This window comes from Pseudomonas sp. Pseusp88, assembly GCF_047303955.1.
Lineage (GTDB): Bacteria > Pseudomonadota > Gammaproteobacteria > Pseudomonadales > Pseudomonadaceae > Aquipseudomonas.
Genome location: NZ_JBGLYM010000023.1, coordinates 52414 through 66237, shown reverse-complemented (window position 1 = coordinate 66237; position 13824 = coordinate 52414). Strand labels below are relative to the sequence as shown.

Sequence of the window (13824 nt, the reverse complement as noted above, 5' to 3'; positions counted from 1 at the left end):
TCCACACATATTTGATGAGGGATACGAGATGAGCAATGCCAGTCAGGCAGGTACTTTTCAACTGGGCGAGCGCAGCGTCAACCGCATGGGCTACGGTGCCATGCAGCTGGCTGGCCCCGGCGTATTCGGGCCGCCGAAAGACCCCAAGGCTGCCCTTGCCGTACTGCGTGAGGCGGTGGCCAATGGCGTCAATCATATCGACACGTCCGACTTTTACGGCCCCCATGTCACCAATCAGTTGATCCGTGAAGCCCTGCATCCTTACAGCGACGATTTGCTGATTGTGACCAAGATCGGCGCCAAACGCGGCGCCGACGCTTCGTGGAGCCCGGCACTAAGCCAGGCCGAGCTGACCGCCGCCGTACACGACAACCTTCGCAATCTCGGCCTGGATGTGCTGGAAGTGGTGAATTTCCGGGCGTGGGGCAATATGCATTCGCCGGGCGAAGAGTCCATCGAAGCGCCTTTCAGCCACCTGGCCGAATTGCAGCGCCAGGGTCTGATCCGGCATCTGGGGGTGAGTAACGTCACCGCCGCCCAGGTCAAGGAAGCCCAGGGCATCGCTGAGATTGTCTGCGTGCAGAACCACTACAACCTGTCCCATCGGGTTGACGAAGCGCTGATCGCCGACCTTGGGCGGCAGGGCATCGCTTATGTACCGTTCTTTCCGTTGGGTGGATTTACGCCATTGCAATCGGACGTGCTGTCCAGTGTCGCAGCGCGCCTGGGCGCTTCACCGCTACGTGTGGCGCTGGCCTGGCTGCTGCAGCGGGCACCCAATATCCTGCTGATTCCGGGGACGTCTTCTGTGGCGCATTTGCAGGAGAACCTCAGTGCCAGCGAGTTGGTGATTGCGCCGGCGTTGTTGGCTGAGCTGGATGCGTTGGCTTAAGCGCGGTTAAGCAACCTGATTGTCTGGATTGGAATACGATCCTGTAGGAGCTGCCGAAGGCTGCGAATGGTTCTACCTGTTACACCGCTATCGCAGCCTTCGGCAGCTCCTACAGAAAATCATTTCAATTCAGGTCATTGTGGTCGAAAAAGTTCTGCGTTACACCAACGGCGGGGTACGCGGCGGAATCATGCGCCTGGATCCGGTCGCTTCGAAGGCTGAAGCCAGGCGCAGCAACGTCGAGTCGTCGTAGGCGCGACCGGCAAAGGTCAGGCCCACCGGCATGCCGATATCGGCCATCACGCCCATGGGCACGGTGACGGTGGGCACACCCAGATGACGGATGGCAAGGTTGCCGTTGGCCACCCAGACACCGTTGCTCCAGGCGATATCCGCCGACTGCGGGTCGATATCGGCATTGGCCGGTCCGACGTCGGCGACGGTAGGGAACAGCACCGCGTCGAGCCCCAGCCTGTCCATCCACTCTTCCAGATCGAGACGCCGGGTCTGCTCCAGGCCGCGCAGGCCGTCGGGCACTGTGCTGATCTGATCCCAAGGGGTAATGCCGCGCTCGGCCATGCGTACGTATTCGTCCATACCCGCCGCCAGATCACCCTCGCGGTTGGGCAGGGTGCCGGGGTCGTGGGGGAAGATCAGCGGGCCGTCGACGTCGACCAGGCGATTCAAGGCCGGGTCGCCATTGGCCTGAAGGAAATCATCAAAGGCCCAGGCGGTCAGGTCCCACAGCTCATGGTGCAGGAACTCCTTGGACACCAGGCCGCGATTGAACACCGTCGGCGCGCCAGGGCGATCGCCTTCGCAGTTGGAGACCAGGGGGAAGTCCACTTCAATCACTTCGGCACCGGCAGCTTCCAGGGCCTGGCGCGCGGCTTTCCAGAGCTCGATCACCGATGGCCGGGTATTGATGCGCTGACCGGTCGGGCCGCCAATGCCGGGGCTGTCGGAGGTGCCCGCATCAGGGTCGGCATTGATATACATGCGTGGCACGCCCAGGCGTTTGCCAGCCAATGACCCTGCGCCCGACGCAAGGGCTGCATAGGACTCCGGGCGCACCGAGGCGACGCTCGGGATGGGCACCCAGGGCTGCATGCGCCACAGATCGCCACGGGTGTCCGGGTCTTCGGCAACGACAATATCGAGCACTTCCAGCAGGTCGGCCATGGTCCGGGCAAAGGGCACCACCACGTCCATGGTCGGGGTCAGGGGCCAGTTCCCACGCACCGAGATCACCCCGCGCGAGGGAGTGTAGGCGCACAGGCCGTTGTTCGACGCGGGGCCGCGGCCGCTGGACCAGGTTTCCTCGGCCAGGCCGAAGGCGGCGAAACTGGCCGCTGTCGCCGTGCCCGCACCATTGGACGAACCCGAAGCGAAAGGCGCGGTGAGGTAATCGGCGTTATACGGGCTTTCGGCGCGACCATAGACCCCGCGCTGCATGCCGCCGTTGGCCATGGGCGGCATATTGGTCTTGCCCAGGCAGATGGCTCCGGCAGCGCGCAGGCGCTCGATAGTGAAAGCATCGCGATAAGCGATCAGGTTGGCAAAGGCCGGGCTGCCCGAGGCGGCGGTCAGGCCCTTGACCAGATAACTGTCCTTGGCCGTATAGGGAATGCCATCGAGGGGGCCCAGCGTTTCGCCTTTTGCCCGGCGGGCATCGGAGGCGCGGGCTTCGTTCAAGGCCTCGGGATTGTGCACGACCAGCGCATTCAGCGCTGTAGTGCTGTCTGCGCCATCGTAGGCGGCGATCCGCGCCTGATAGGCCTGCACCAGCTCGACCGCCGTGGCCTGGCCGGATTCCAGTGCGGCCCGCAGTTGGGCAATGGATACCTCGGTGACTTCGATCATGCGTTTGCCCCTTTGAGCCAGAGGAGGGCGTCACTGTTGTTGAGATGGCGGTTCATGGCAATTCTCGTTGCACGGCAATGATGCGACAGAGCCTGGTCTTGTCGTCTGAGGCGTGTATTTAACACCAAGCCTCCTCCGAATTAACGTGGTTTTTCAAATTGCCCGAGGTTTGCAGGCGTTGCCGATGGGGCCGACGGATACAGCGCTTGCACAGCCATCGGCAGCTGCTGTGCAAGCGGGGGAATTCATTGAAATTTTCTGTTACATTCCCCGCCGCAGTGGTCCCCGGCTGAACGGCAGGGGCAAGGAGCAAGTGCCACTCCATTGATGAGATGCTGACTCAATGCCTGCCTGCTGCCCGGCGACATGAATTCATCTTGGTCCTGTTTTGCCCCTTCAGACTTATCCAGACCCTTGAAAGCCATCCTGACTTTTTTATCCGGACTCGCCCTTGCCGCGAGCCTGAGCGGTTGTATCGGGCCACCGCTGGCGCTGACGCCGCAGACTGCGCAACGCTTGCAGACGCAGCCGCCGATTCGCTTTCTGCTGACCTTTGACGATGGTCCCAGTGCTTCCAGCTTCTGGAACCCGTCGCTGTCGGTGCTTGATGACCTGGCCCACAACCCGATAGAACCGGGGATCAAGGCAGTATTCTTCGTGCAGACCCGTGCGCCCAGGGCCGGAGATAGCGATATTGGTCGCGGGGTCATGCGTCGTGAGCATGCCGAAGGCCACATCCTCGGCTTCCATACCGCTACGCCCTGGCACACCAATCACCGCTCCCTGAGCCCTGAAGTGCTGGAGCAGTCGCTGGTTGATGGCAGCGGCGATATTGCGGCCATCACCGGGGCGCTGCCGGTGCTGTTGCGTCCGCCGTTCTGGAACTACGACAAGGCCACGTTCGCGGCGTACCAGCGTCATGGCATGCATGTGCTGTTGACCGACCTGAGCGCCAATGACGGCAAGATCTGGGGCTTTAACGGCAGCCCGCAACGACGGGCCAATCTGCTCAAGCACCTGGCTGAAGTTCGCGAGCGAATAGCGGCGGGGGAGATGCCGGTGGTCGATGGCGTGATTCCGGTGGTGGTGACCTTTCACGATCTCAATCGCTACAGTGCCCGGCATATGCAGGAGTATCTGCAGATCCTCATGGACAGTGCCCGTGAGACCGGGGTCAAGACCGCCGACAAACCGTTTTACGACGACACTGACGCGCTGCTGCGCGCGGCCATGGCACGAACGGTACAGAACAGCGCCCAGGCCGTGGAGTTACCGGGCTTCTGGGGCTGGTGGTGGGATGGGGATTCGCATTGAGATTCGGTGCAAAGCAATCATCAGACTGGGAGGTGGATCTGTGGGAGCGAATTCATTCGCGAATAGGCCAGTACATCCAACGCATTTTTATCGTCTGAACTACCGCTTTCGCGAATGAATTCGCTCCCACGAGACCCTGCTCAGCTGGAGAGCTTCAGTCCAGATCAGCCGCCGAATGCCGCTCCGGTACCTGGGTTGCTTCATCACCCCAGGTCCGGTTGACCCGCTTGCCGCGAATCACTGCCGGACGCTCGGCGATGTCTTTCGCCCAGCGCTGCACGTGGGTGTATTCGTCGACAGCGAGGAACTCGGCCGCCGAGTACAGGGTGCCCAGGGCCAGTTGGCCATACCACGACCAGACCGCTATATCCGCGATGGTGTAGCTGTCGCCAGCCAGGTACTTGCTTTCACCAAGGCGACGCTCCAACACGTCCAGTTGGCGCTTGGCTTCCATGGCAAAACGGTTGATCGCGTACTCGATCTTTTCCGGCGCATAGGCATAGAAATGCCCGAAGCCACCGCCCAGATAAGGTGCCGCGCCCATCTGCCAGAACAGCCAGTTCAGGGTCTCGGTGCGCCCGGCCGGGTCGGCGGGCAGGAATTCGCCGAATTTTTCCGCGAGGTACAGCAGGATCGAACCGGATTCGAATACACGCACCGGTGGCTCTACGCTGCGGTCCAGCAAGGCCGGGATCTTCGAGTTGGGGTTGATCTCGACAAAGCCGCTGGAGAATTGATCGCCCTCACCGATGCGGATCAGCCAGGCATCGTACTCGGCTGCGCTGTGACCCAGTGCCAGCAGTTCTTCCAGCAAAATGGTGACCTTGATGCCGTTGGGCGTGGCCAGGGAGTACAGCTGAAAGGGCTGCTTGCCGACCGGCAGGACCTTGTCATGGGTAGGACCGGCGACCGGGCGGTTGATACTGGCGAAGGAACCTCCGGACGGCGCCTCGTTCTTCCAGACCTTGGGCGGGACATAGGGGGCGTTGCTCATGGGGTGAACCTCGTTGTCTGCTCTATGGATCCTGGACCGCGGGGGGATGCTTTGAGTTCGGCCTGTCTGCCGATTGACGATTGCCCACCCGACCATTCAGGCGCAAAAGGGTGGCTATCATCGCCCACTCCGATGGCCGGTGACTAGTGTGCGGCGCAGCCTAAGCTAATTCCTAAACGGTATTTAAAATCGAATTAATAGAACTTTATGCTTGGCTTTCCGGCGTGGCTCGACTTCGATTCGCCGTGTATTGACTGCCAAGGCATCTCTTGAAAATGACTAAAAAGAACTGGATTGCACAGGTTAGCGTCGCATTGGGTTTTATTGCTTTTTCCCTGGTCGGGCAGGCCGCCGATTTGACTATCGGCTATATCACCGGTATCGACCCGGTCAAACGCGCTATTGCCGATGGCGAGTACGAAAAGGCCATTGGTACGAAAATCGACTGGCGTCAGTTCGATGCAGGTCCGGCGGTCCTGGCGGCCATGGCATCGGGTGATGTGCAGATCGGCAACCTCGGTTCCAGCCCCCTGGCGGCAGCGGCGTCGCGCAAGATGCCCTTGGTGGCCTTTATCGTCACCTCGCAGATCCGTAGTTCCGAAGCCCTGGTGGTGCGTGATGGCAGCGGCATCGTCAATCCTCAGGACCTGATCGGCAAGAAGATCGCCGTGCCTTTTGTTTCCACCTCTCACTACAGCCTGCTCGGCGCGCTCAAGCATTGGAATATCGACCCGCGCAAGGTCAATATCGTCAACCTGACGCCGCTGCAGATCACCGCCGCCTGGAAGCGTGGTGATATCGACGGCGCCTTCACCTGGTCGCCCGCCCTGGGCGAAATTCGCAAGAGCGGCAAGATTCTGACCGACGCCGGGCAGGTGTCCGACTGGGGTTCGCCGACGTTCGAAGTGTGGGTCGCGCGCAAGGACTTCGCCGAGAAACACCCTGAAGTAGTGGCCAGGTTCGCCAAGGTCAGCCTCGCCGCTATCGCCGACTACACCGCCCACCGCAGTGAATGGACCGCAGATTCCGCACCAGTGAAAACCATCGCGCGCTTTACCGGTGCCAACGCCGCCGATGTCCCTGAGCTGCTGGACGGTTCGCATTTTCCTACCGCAGCCGAGCAGAAATCCCCAGCGCTCTTGGGCGGCGGTACGGTTACGGCCATTGCCAATACCTCAGAATTCCTCAAGGAACAGGGCAAGATCGAAAGCGTACTGCCGGACTATTCGTCCTACGTCAGCGACAAGTTCATCGGGGAGTAAGCATGACTGTAAGCGTCCTGCCGGTCAGCCCGGCGCTCGGTGCCCAGATTACTGGCATCGACTTGACCCAGCCCTTGAGCGATCACGATCAGCAGACGATCGAACAGGCCTTGCTGGCCCATCAGGTGCTGTTCTTCCGTAATCAGAACCTGACCCCCGCCGAGCACGTGGGCTTCGCTTCGTGCTTCGGTGGCCTGCACCGGCATCCGATCTACCCGAGTGTCGAGCAGGCGCCGGATCTGCTGCTGATCGACACTGCCCTGACCGACCTGCGCGACAACGCCATCTGGCACACTGACGTGACCTTCCTCGCGGCCCCGGCCATGGGCAGCATCCTGGCGGCGAAAGTCGTCCCGGCCTATGGTGGCGATACCTTGTGGTCGAGCAGTTCGGCGGCTTTCGAGGCGCTGTCCCCGGCCATGCAGAGTCTGCTGCAAGGGCTGACGGCGACCCATGAACTGGTCAAGTCGTTCCCCATCGACCGCTTTGCCAGCACCCCGGAAGAGGTGCTGCGCTATGAAAAGGCCAAGGCCGATCATCCGCCGCTGTCCCATCCGGTGATCCGCACCCACCCGGTCAGCGGGCGCAAGGGGCTGTTCGTCAACGAGGGTTTCACTACCCGCATTAACGAACTGAGCCCACGGGAAAGCGAGACGATCCTGGCGCTGCTGTTCAACCATATCAGTCGCCCTGAATTCACCGTCCGCTGGCAGTGGCAGACCAACGATGTGGCGTTCTGGGATAACCGCATTACCCAGCACTATGCGGTGGATGACTATCGGCCGCAGCGTCGGGTGATGCATCGGGCGACGATTCTTGGGGATGTGCCGGTATACGACGCAACGGCGTGAGTTGGAATGCGTTCCCCCTGTAGGAGCCGGCCCCAGCCAATCCATCAGTGTCACGAGGTTACATTTCCCCGCTTGCCTCATGAAAAATCGACAATTAACCTCCCGGCCTGCTGAATATTCAGCTCTGGATTTGGCGATCCGGACCAGTCAACTTACCATCGTAACGGGTGCATAATTATGTATTACCCGGTTTATGGTGGCTATGCGCGGGAGACCTTCGGGTCTACCGGGTTGACTGGTACCGGTTCGCCAACCTGCGCATAGCTGCCACCCTATTTGTTTGGCGACAAGTGAGTGGCTGATTTCAATTTTATCGGTTTCATTCATGAACAAGACAATAACGACCGGATTCATTGACGATCCTTGCCATACGCCCACCGTATTCACCCACAACCACCGCCGCCTTTACGCGCTCTTGCTGGAAAACGAAGTCTGGCTGCGCGCCTATGATCTGGGCCGATTGATGGGCTATTCCCTGGACGAGCGCGGACTGCGCAAGCTCGACCCGGACCAGCACCGCGTCCTGCCCCTGGACAAGCTGGGCGATACCCTGATGGTCAGCGAGTCCGGCGCCTATGCGCTGCTGGTCTATCACGCCGGTGTCCATACCCGGCAGGTGCGCGAATGGCTGACTCAGAACGTCGCGCCCACCCTGCGCGACGCTAACCACCTGGGCCATAGCGAGCGCCCGACCCAGGGCCTGCTGGACTGGGCCGGCGCCTCCCTGAGCCTGCTGCACTGGCAGAACGAACCCTGGATTCGCTTGCGCGATATGCCCAATGTGCTGCTGCATGAGACCCGTCAGAGCCTGGAACGGCATCGGCCGTGGTGGAAACGGGCGTCTGGGTTTTTGCAGATATAACGCCATAAGTCTTCGTTGGGGCGAGGCTGGCCCGCGAACCGGACACCACGCGGCAACAGGCATACCGCGTCGAGCCATTCGCGGGCAAGCCCGGCTCCAACGGCGTCGCGACCTACCCGGCGGTCGCCATGGCCACTGAACCCTGCAGATACCCCCGGGCAATTTCGTGCATCTGCGCCTGATCCATACTCGGCCCGTGCCCGCCATGGCCCACGCGGATTTCCAGGTTCAACAGGCGCTCCATGGACCGGCGATAAATCACCTTGTCCGAGCACGGCAGGTCATCCACCAGCCCGCCGCGATAGATCACGTCGCCGCTGAACAGAATGCCGTGCTCCTGCTCCAGCAGGGCGATGGAGCCGTGGGAGTGGCCGGGTAAATGCAGCACGTGCAGTTGCCGATCTCCCAGGTCAATCACGTCACCTTCATCCACTTGCCGGGTCAGGGGGGCGGGAATGATTTGATAGTGCCCGGGCGTCCAGCCGGGGTAGGGCAGTTGAGTCACGGCGTTGGGCAACTCACGGAAAATCCGGGCCAGGGTGTCCTCGTCGGTCATTTGGGCAAAGGCCTCAGCTTCGCGAGGGTGGCCGAGACGGGTTTCGAACTCGTGAAAGGCGCCGATATGGTCGGCATGGATATGGGTGGCCAGGGCAATCAAGGGTTTGCCAGGCAGAACGTCGAGCAACGGCCGCAAAGGCTGCAAGCCCATGCCGAAATCGATGATCAGGTCGGCATCACGCCCGCGCAGGTGGAAAAAGTTGGCGGCGAAGTAGCGATGAATATGCGGCTGGGAGAATTGCGTGATGCCGTCGCCGACGTCGCGTCGTTCGTACCAGAGCAATGGATTGTCGGGCATGGTGCACCTTGATTGGTCTATCAATGGTTACTACTGTATGCGTGATTCAAGCCAGTTTAACGTCTGATTGGCTCTGGCCCTGTAAGGGGGCCATCACTCATCTGACTTCTCTTGCGCCGGACCTACCCATCATGCACGATAAAACCCCGTTCGACGTCCCGACGCTGGTCGGTCCGACCATCGAATTGCGCCCACTGCGCGCCGATGACGCCCTGATTCTGTTGGCTGCCGCTGCCGATGGGCAGCTCTGGGATATGACGGTCACGGTGATTCCCGGGCCGAGCACGGTGGACAAGTACCTGGCCACCGCACTGCAAGGCGCCCAGGCCGGTACGGTCATGCCTTTTATGATCATCCATCGCGAAACCGGCACGCCATTGGGCAGTACCCGGTTCTGGAAAGTTGACCGTCTCAATCGCAAGCTGGAAATCGGCCACACCTGGCTGGCCAGGTCGGCGCAACGTTCCGGGGTCAATACCGAAGCCAAGCTCCTGTTACTGACCTACGCCTTCGAGGTGATGAACTGCGTGCGCGTGCAGTTCACTACCGATGAGCTGAATGAAAAATCCCGGGCGGCGATCCTGCGTATCGGTGCCACCCAAGAGGGCATCGTGCGTCATGAACGCATCATGCCGGACGGGCGCAAGCGCAATTCGGTGCGCTTCAGCATCATCGATGACGAATGGGCACGGGTTAAAGCCGGACTGGAGAGCAAATTGGCGGGAAAAGCGCCGTCTTTATTTGCCAATTAATCCATGAGCCAGTTTGCGATCATCGGCGGAAAGATTCTGCGCGCTCATGGCCTTGTTGAGTGCCGATTCGGCGGTCGACAAGGCGCTGGTCAGGGAGCTGATTTCGATCTGAAGCTGCTTGTTACGCTTTTCCCTCGTCTCTGCATTCAGACTTTTATCAGACGCCAGCTTGGTCAGTTCCTCAAGCTTCTCGGCGATTTTTTGTTGAATTTCGCGAATCGCTTTCAGTGAGTCCTTGATGCCATCGGGGAGGGGGGAGGCATCAATATCGGCATTGCGCTTTTTCTCTTCGGCGGCTTTTTTCGTCGCTTCCGGTGAGAGGCTGACTTCGAGGCTTTTTGGGGGAGATGGAGGCGCTGTGTCGGTGCTGGAGACTGCACTTTTGGTGGTCAAAAGCGAGGGGGCGATAGTGGCAGCGAGAGGGGTGTTCTGGGTCAGCAGGTTAATCATGATTCACAGTCCGTTGGTTTTATATGTTGATCGGCATAATATTGAAAAGCGTTAGCTTCCGTTTGTCACCTCGGTGTCGTTGCCTACTGACCGTGCGGCAGGCCCGCCTGACAACCGGTCCGGTCTGGCAGCAAGCGGGGCTGGTCGAGGCGTTTAACGAGCGATTTTTTCGATGGCCTGGGCCAGTTCAACCGGATGAGTCAGGAACGGCGTGTGGCCACTGTCGAGCGTGGCTTGCTGTTCCACGTGACCGTTATTGACCATGCTAGCTTGCAGGGCCGGGCTTATTACATGGTCCTGTGTGGTATGGATATAGGCTTTTTTGACCGCGCCGAAATGCGCGGCAGTTAGATGCACGGGGGTACCCAGGGGCGTGACGCTTTCATCGAGGATCAGGTCGGGGATGGCCTTTTTCAGGGCATCCGGTCCGTCGTTGGCGAACAACTCGGCACGGGCGTCATGGGCGATGGAGGCAACGCCGCGTTGCTTGTCGACCTGGACGAACTGACCCATTTTGCTGTCAGGATCGGTGCCTGCCAGTTGCAGCAGCGACTGTCCGTCTTTGGGCAGGTAGGCGGCCAGATAGATCAATTGCTTTATCCTGGCCGGTTCTGCCTCGGCCACGGCTGAAATCACGATACCGCCGAAACTGTGGCCGACCAGCACCACGGGCTGTGATTCTTTGGCGATGGCCTTGATCACGGTGTCGCGGTACAGATCCAGGCTGGTCTTGTCGGCCGCCAACGGGTTGCTGGGGCGACCGGGTAAATCGACGGTGATGACCTTGTAACCGTCAACCTGAAGTTGTTTCTGGGTCTGGCCCCAGATACTGGCGTCCTCGAATGCGCCATGGACCAGGGCAATCACGGGTTGCGCAGTGGCGGCATTGGCGCCAACGGCCGAGAACAGCGAAGTGGCGAAGGTTAAGGAGGCGAAGAGCTTTTTCATGGCAGTTGATCCAAATCGAACGTTGAGTGCATATGGTGAGGGCTGCAGACAATGACGATCCATGACCGGGGACTTCGTTCTCTTGCTCCTGCGTCCGGAATCCCGGCTGAACAGGTCTCGACCCCCGTCGAGTGGGATTTGCTCTCTCAGGTGTTCGCCAGCATCCGTCTGCGGGGTGAGTTCATTTATCGATTACCCCTGTTCCCCGATCTGGAACATGGCTTCGCTGCAGGTCACTCGTACTTTCACTATGTGCAGTCCGGCGCGGTCCGGGTGATTGACGCTCAGGGCGAGGTGATCGACGCAGGGCCGGGGGATCTGCTGTTATCGCTGCATGCTGCGGGTCATCGCATGGTCGTGGGCGATAGCCCGGCAATGATCATCTGTGGCGCCTTTCGTTTCGAGGGCGCGCCACTGCCGCTGATCATGGCGGCCATGCCCGCATTTATTCATCTGCCGGCCAGTGCCGGGCCGGTGCCGTTGTGGCTGGCATCTATTGTCAGCTTCATGGTCGAGGAGGCTGCTCTGGCCGAGTCGGGTGCGGGTTTGATGATTTCCCGGTTGATCGACCTGTTGGTGCTCAGGACCCTGCGCACCTGGGTCGATGCCAGCGAGCAACTCGGCGGCTGGCTGGCGGGGCTAAAGGAGCCGCGTATCGGCCGGGCATTGCAAGCCATTCATGACGAGCCGTTTCGCAGCTGGAGCGTCGAAGCCCTGGCAAATATCGCCATGATGTCCCGCTCGGCATTCGCCCTGCGTTTCAACGCCACGGTGGGCATACCGCCATTGCGCTACTCCACGCAATGGCGCTTGACCCTGGCGGCGGACCTGCTGCGTACCATGCCCGGATTGCGTGTGGTGCAGGTGGCGAGCCGGGTCGGATATGAGTCCGAAGCAGCGTTCAGTCGGGCCTTCAAGAGCCACTTCGGCTGCTCACCGAGTGCCGCCCGAGGCATCTGATGGCATTGTACAATAATACCTATCTATAGATAGACAGTCACATCGGCATTGTGTAAGGTCGGTCGATTATATTTCTAATGTCATATAACAGGCGTTCAGCGCCGTGCCGGGGTGATGCGCAGTGCAGAACATGTCCACCAGCGGGTTAAGCATCCGCAGCAAAGTGGTACTTTTATGTGTGACGCCAGTGTTACTGCTGGCCTGTGTGATTTGCGCAATGTCGGTAATCCTGCTGCAACATGCTGCTGATGAGCAGATCAATGACAGCCGGACAATGATGATCAACGCCCGCAAAAGTGCGATCGAGCACGCGGTTCAGGTTGCCCGCAGCACCATTGCGCCGATTTATGACGCCTCCGCTCCAGGGGACCTGGCGGCCCGGGACCGGGCAGTTGAGGTGCTCAAGCATTTGACATACGGCAGCGACGGCTATTTCTTCGGCTACGACGCGGACAGCGTGCGGGTGTTCTGGGCCGACAAAAACATCAAAATCGGTGAGAGCTTCAAGGGCTTCCGTGACCCGTCCGGCATCGCCGTGATCAACGAACTGGTGCGCGTCGCCCGGGAGGGCAGTCATTACCAGGCCTATAGTTTCCCGGTTCCCGACAGTAGCGCGGTAGTGCCGAAAATAGGCTACGCGCTGTATCTGGATAAGTGGCATTTGATGATTGGTACAGCGGCCAATCTTGACGATGTCGATGCTCAGGTCGCACTTATTGTCGACGACCTCAAGGCTCGCAGCCGTATCCTGGTCGAGTTGATGATGGGTGTGAGCATTGCTTCTTTCATAGCCCTAGCTCTGATCGCCACCTGGCTGGTCCGGGGGTTGCTGGCGCCATTGCAGCATATCCGCCAGCAGCTTGATGCCATCGCCGCTGGAGACGGCGATCTGACACACCGCTTGCCGGTGTTGCGCAACGATGAATTGGGTCAACTGGCCGTCTCGTTCAACCGTTTCGTGGAAAAAATCCATGTGCTGGTGCGGCATATCATCAGTATGACCGGCCAGGTCAGCGGGCTGGCTGACGAGATGGTGCAGCAGGCGCAGCGATCCCGGGTCACCATGAATCAGCAGCGCCAGGAAACCGGGCAGGTGGCGGCGGCGATCCATGAAATGTCGGCGGCTGCCCAGGAAGTGGCCGACAGCGCGCAAGATGCTGCCCGGTCGGCAAATCAGGCGCAAAGCGAGGGTGACGCCGCCAGTTCTACCGTTGGCAGCAGTGCCCGCAGCATCGATCAACTGGTGCTCAACCTTGAATCCAGCAGCACGGCTTTCGATGGCTTGCAGCATGAAGTGCAATCCATTGTCGGCGTGCTGGATGTGATCCGTTCTATCGCCGAGCAGACCAACCTGCTGGCACTTAACGCCGCCATTGAAGCGGCCCGCGCCGGAGAGGCGGGCAGGGGGTTTGCAGTGGTCGCCGATGAGGTTCGCGCCCTGGCCAGCCGGACCCAGGGCAGCACCCGGGAAATCCAGGAGATCATCGTGCGCCTTGAGCGCGGCGCGGCCAGCACCTTGCTGGCCATGCGTGAATCCGGCAACGCTGGCGTGGCGACCCGGGAGCAGGCGGGGCAGGCCATGGGCTCGTTGCAGGCCATCGCTCAATCCATTGCTGCCATCAACCAGATGAACGCTCAGATTGCCAGCGCGGCTGCCCAGCAGACCTCCGTGGCGGAAGAAGTGAATCGCAGCGTTCAGCACATTGCCGTCGGCGTAGAAAGCGTGGCAGAGCAAACGCAGCAGGTGGCCAGCACCGCTCGGGAACTGGCCCGGCTCAATCAGGACCTGGACGCGGCGGTCAGGCAGTTCCGGGTCTAGG

At 60.4% G+C, this 13824-nt stretch carries 13 protein-coding genes and 1 pseudogene; 9 read left to right on the top strand and 5 right to left on the bottom strand.

The genetic code is table 11. From position 1 onward, the window contains the following. Window positions 1–28 precede the first annotated feature (28 nt). On the top strand, window positions 29–892 hold the full coding sequence (locus ACCD02_RS23645; protein ID WP_413307296.1) for an aldo/keto reductase family oxidoreductase: 864 nt from the start codon (window positions 29–31) through the stop codon (window positions 890–892). 159 nt (window positions 893–1051) lie between these two features. Here ACCD02_RS23645 and ACCD02_RS23640 read toward each other — a convergent pair whose 3' ends face one another. Further along, on the bottom strand, window positions 1052–2755 hold the full coding sequence (locus ACCD02_RS23640) for an amidase (RefSeq protein ID WP_413307294.1): 1704 nt from the start codon (window positions 2753–2755) through the stop codon (window positions 1052–1054). 414 nt (window positions 2756–3169) lie between these two features. Here ACCD02_RS23640 and ACCD02_RS23635 point away from each other — a divergent pair, with 414 nt between their 5' ends. After that, on the top strand, window positions 3170–4069 hold the full coding sequence (locus tag ACCD02_RS23635) for a polysaccharide deacetylase family protein (protein WP_413307291.1): 900 nt from the start codon (window positions 3170–3172) through the stop codon (window positions 4067–4069). A 154-nt stretch (window positions 4070–4223) separates the two neighbouring features. Here the strand turns inward: ACCD02_RS23635 and yghU are convergent, their stop codons facing one another. After that, window positions 4224–5063 (bottom strand): glutathione-dependent disulfide-bond oxidoreductase, encoded by an 840-nt coding sequence (yghU, locus tag ACCD02_RS23630; RefSeq protein WP_413307288.1) that lies wholly within the window; start codon window positions 5061–5063, stop codon window positions 4224–4226. Between the two features lie 275 nt (window positions 5064–5338). On the opposite strand from yghU, the gene tauA reads away from it, so the two are divergent. The 3 genes from tauA (at window position 5339) to ACCD02_RS23615 (ending at window position 8038) form a co-directional block, all read left to right on the top strand. Continuing rightward, a complete protein-coding gene (gene tauA / locus ACCD02_RS23625) occupies window positions 5339–6325 on the top strand; it encodes a taurine ABC transporter substrate-binding protein (RefSeq protein WP_413307286.1) in 987 nt (328 codons plus the stop codon). A gap of 2 nt (window positions 6326–6327) precedes the next feature. Continuing rightward, window positions 6328–7176: a taurine dioxygenase gene (tauD, locus tag ACCD02_RS23620; protein WP_413307283.1), complete on the top strand. Its 849-nt coding sequence runs from the start codon at window positions 6328–6330 to the stop codon at window positions 7174–7176. A gap of 325 nt (window positions 7177–7501) precedes the next feature. Further along, on the top strand, window positions 7502–8038 hold the full coding sequence (locus ACCD02_RS23615) for a Bro-N domain-containing protein (protein ID WP_413307280.1): 537 nt from the start codon (window positions 7502–7504) through the stop codon (window positions 8036–8038). Between the two features lie 112 nt (window positions 8039–8150). Here the strand turns inward: ACCD02_RS23615 and ACCD02_RS23610 are convergent, their stop codons facing one another. Further along, the gene (locus ACCD02_RS23610) at window positions 8151–8894 is read right to left on the bottom strand and encodes an MBL fold metallo-hydrolase (RefSeq protein ID WP_413307277.1); all 744 of its coding nucleotides are present in this window, start codon (window positions 8892–8894) and stop codon (window positions 8151–8153) included. Between the two features lie 131 nt (window positions 8895–9025). On the opposite strand from ACCD02_RS23610, the gene ACCD02_RS23605 reads away from it, so the two are divergent. Then, entirely contained in the window at window positions 9026–9646 is a 621-nt protein-coding gene (locus tag ACCD02_RS23605; RefSeq protein ID WP_413307274.1) for a GNAT family N-acetyltransferase, read from the top strand. Here ACCD02_RS23605 and ACCD02_RS23600 read toward each other — a convergent pair. Further along, window positions 9632–10096, bottom strand: a complete 465-nt coding sequence (locus ACCD02_RS23600; protein ID WP_413307270.1) for a hypothetical protein — start codon at window positions 10094–10096, stop codon at window positions 9632–9634. The two genes, ACCD02_RS23605 and ACCD02_RS23600, sit on opposite strands and share 15 nt — an antisense overlap. A gap of 153 nt (window positions 10097–10249) precedes the next feature. Beyond that, window positions 10250–11044 (bottom strand): alpha/beta fold hydrolase, encoded by a 795-nt coding sequence (locus tag ACCD02_RS23595; RefSeq protein ID WP_413307268.1) that lies wholly within the window; start codon window positions 11042–11044, stop codon window positions 10250–10252. 51 nt (window positions 11045–11095) lie between these two features. On the opposite strand from ACCD02_RS23595, the gene ACCD02_RS23590 reads away from it, so the two are divergent. The 3 genes and pseudogenes from ACCD02_RS23590 (at window position 11096) to ACCD02_RS23580 (ending at window position 13823) form a co-directional block, all read left to right on the top strand. Further along, window positions 11096–12004, top strand: coding sequence for an AraC family transcriptional regulator (locus ACCD02_RS23590; protein WP_413307265.1), 909 nt, complete (start codon window positions 11096–11098; stop codon window positions 12002–12004). A gap of 130 nt (window positions 12005–12134) precedes the next feature. Continuing rightward, window positions 12135–12965: pseudogene (locus ACCD02_RS23585) on the top strand (cache domain-containing protein); the annotation flags it as partial. Between the two features lie 36 nt (window positions 12966–13001). Next, window positions 13002–13823 (top strand): methyl-accepting chemotaxis protein, encoded by an 822-nt coding sequence (locus ACCD02_RS23580; RefSeq protein WP_413307426.1) that lies wholly within the window; start codon window positions 13002–13004, stop codon window positions 13821–13823. Window position 13824: the final 1 nt, after the last annotated feature.

Coding starts and splice junctions, on each gene's coding strand:
- tauA (WP_413307286.1), top strand. CDS start 5,339: ATGACTAAAAAGAACTGGATTGCACAGGTTAGCGTCGCATTGGGTTTT.
- ACCD02_RS23605 (WP_413307274.1), top strand. CDS start 9,026: ATGCACGATAAAACCCCGTTCGACGTCCCGACGCTGGTCGGTCCGACC.
- ACCD02_RS23590 (WP_413307265.1), top strand. CDS start 11,096: ATGACGATCCATGACCGGGGACTTCGTTCTCTTGCTCCTGCGTCCGGA.
- tauD (WP_413307283.1), top strand. CDS start 6,328: ATGACTGTAAGCGTCCTGCCGGTCAGCCCGGCGCTCGGTGCCCAGATT.
- ACCD02_RS23600 (WP_413307270.1), bottom strand. CDS start 10,096: ATGATTAACCTGCTGACCCAGAACACCCCTCTCGCTGCCACTATCGCC.
- ACCD02_RS23610 (WP_413307277.1), bottom strand. CDS start 8,894: ATGCCCGACAATCCATTGCTCTGGTACGAACGACGCGACGTCGGCGAC.
- yghU (WP_413307288.1), bottom strand. CDS start 5,063: ATGAGCAACGCCCCCTATGTCCCGCCCAAGGTCTGGAAGAACGAGGCG.
- ACCD02_RS23615 (WP_413307280.1), top strand. CDS start 7,502: ATGAACAAGACAATAACGACCGGATTCATTGACGATCCTTGCCATACG.
- ACCD02_RS23645 (WP_413307296.1), top strand. CDS start 29: ATGAGCAATGCCAGTCAGGCAGGTACTTTTCAACTGGGCGAGCGCAGC.
- ACCD02_RS23595 (WP_413307268.1), bottom strand. CDS start 11,044: ATGAAAAAGCTCTTCGCCTCCTTAACCTTCGCCACTTCGCTGTTCTCG.
- ACCD02_RS23640 (WP_413307294.1), bottom strand. CDS start 2,755: ATGATCGAAGTCACCGAGGTATCCATTGCCCAACTGCGGGCCGCACTG.
- ACCD02_RS23580 (WP_413307426.1), top strand. CDS start 13,002: ATGACCGGCCAGGTCAGCGGGCTGGCTGACGAGATGGTGCAGCAGGCG.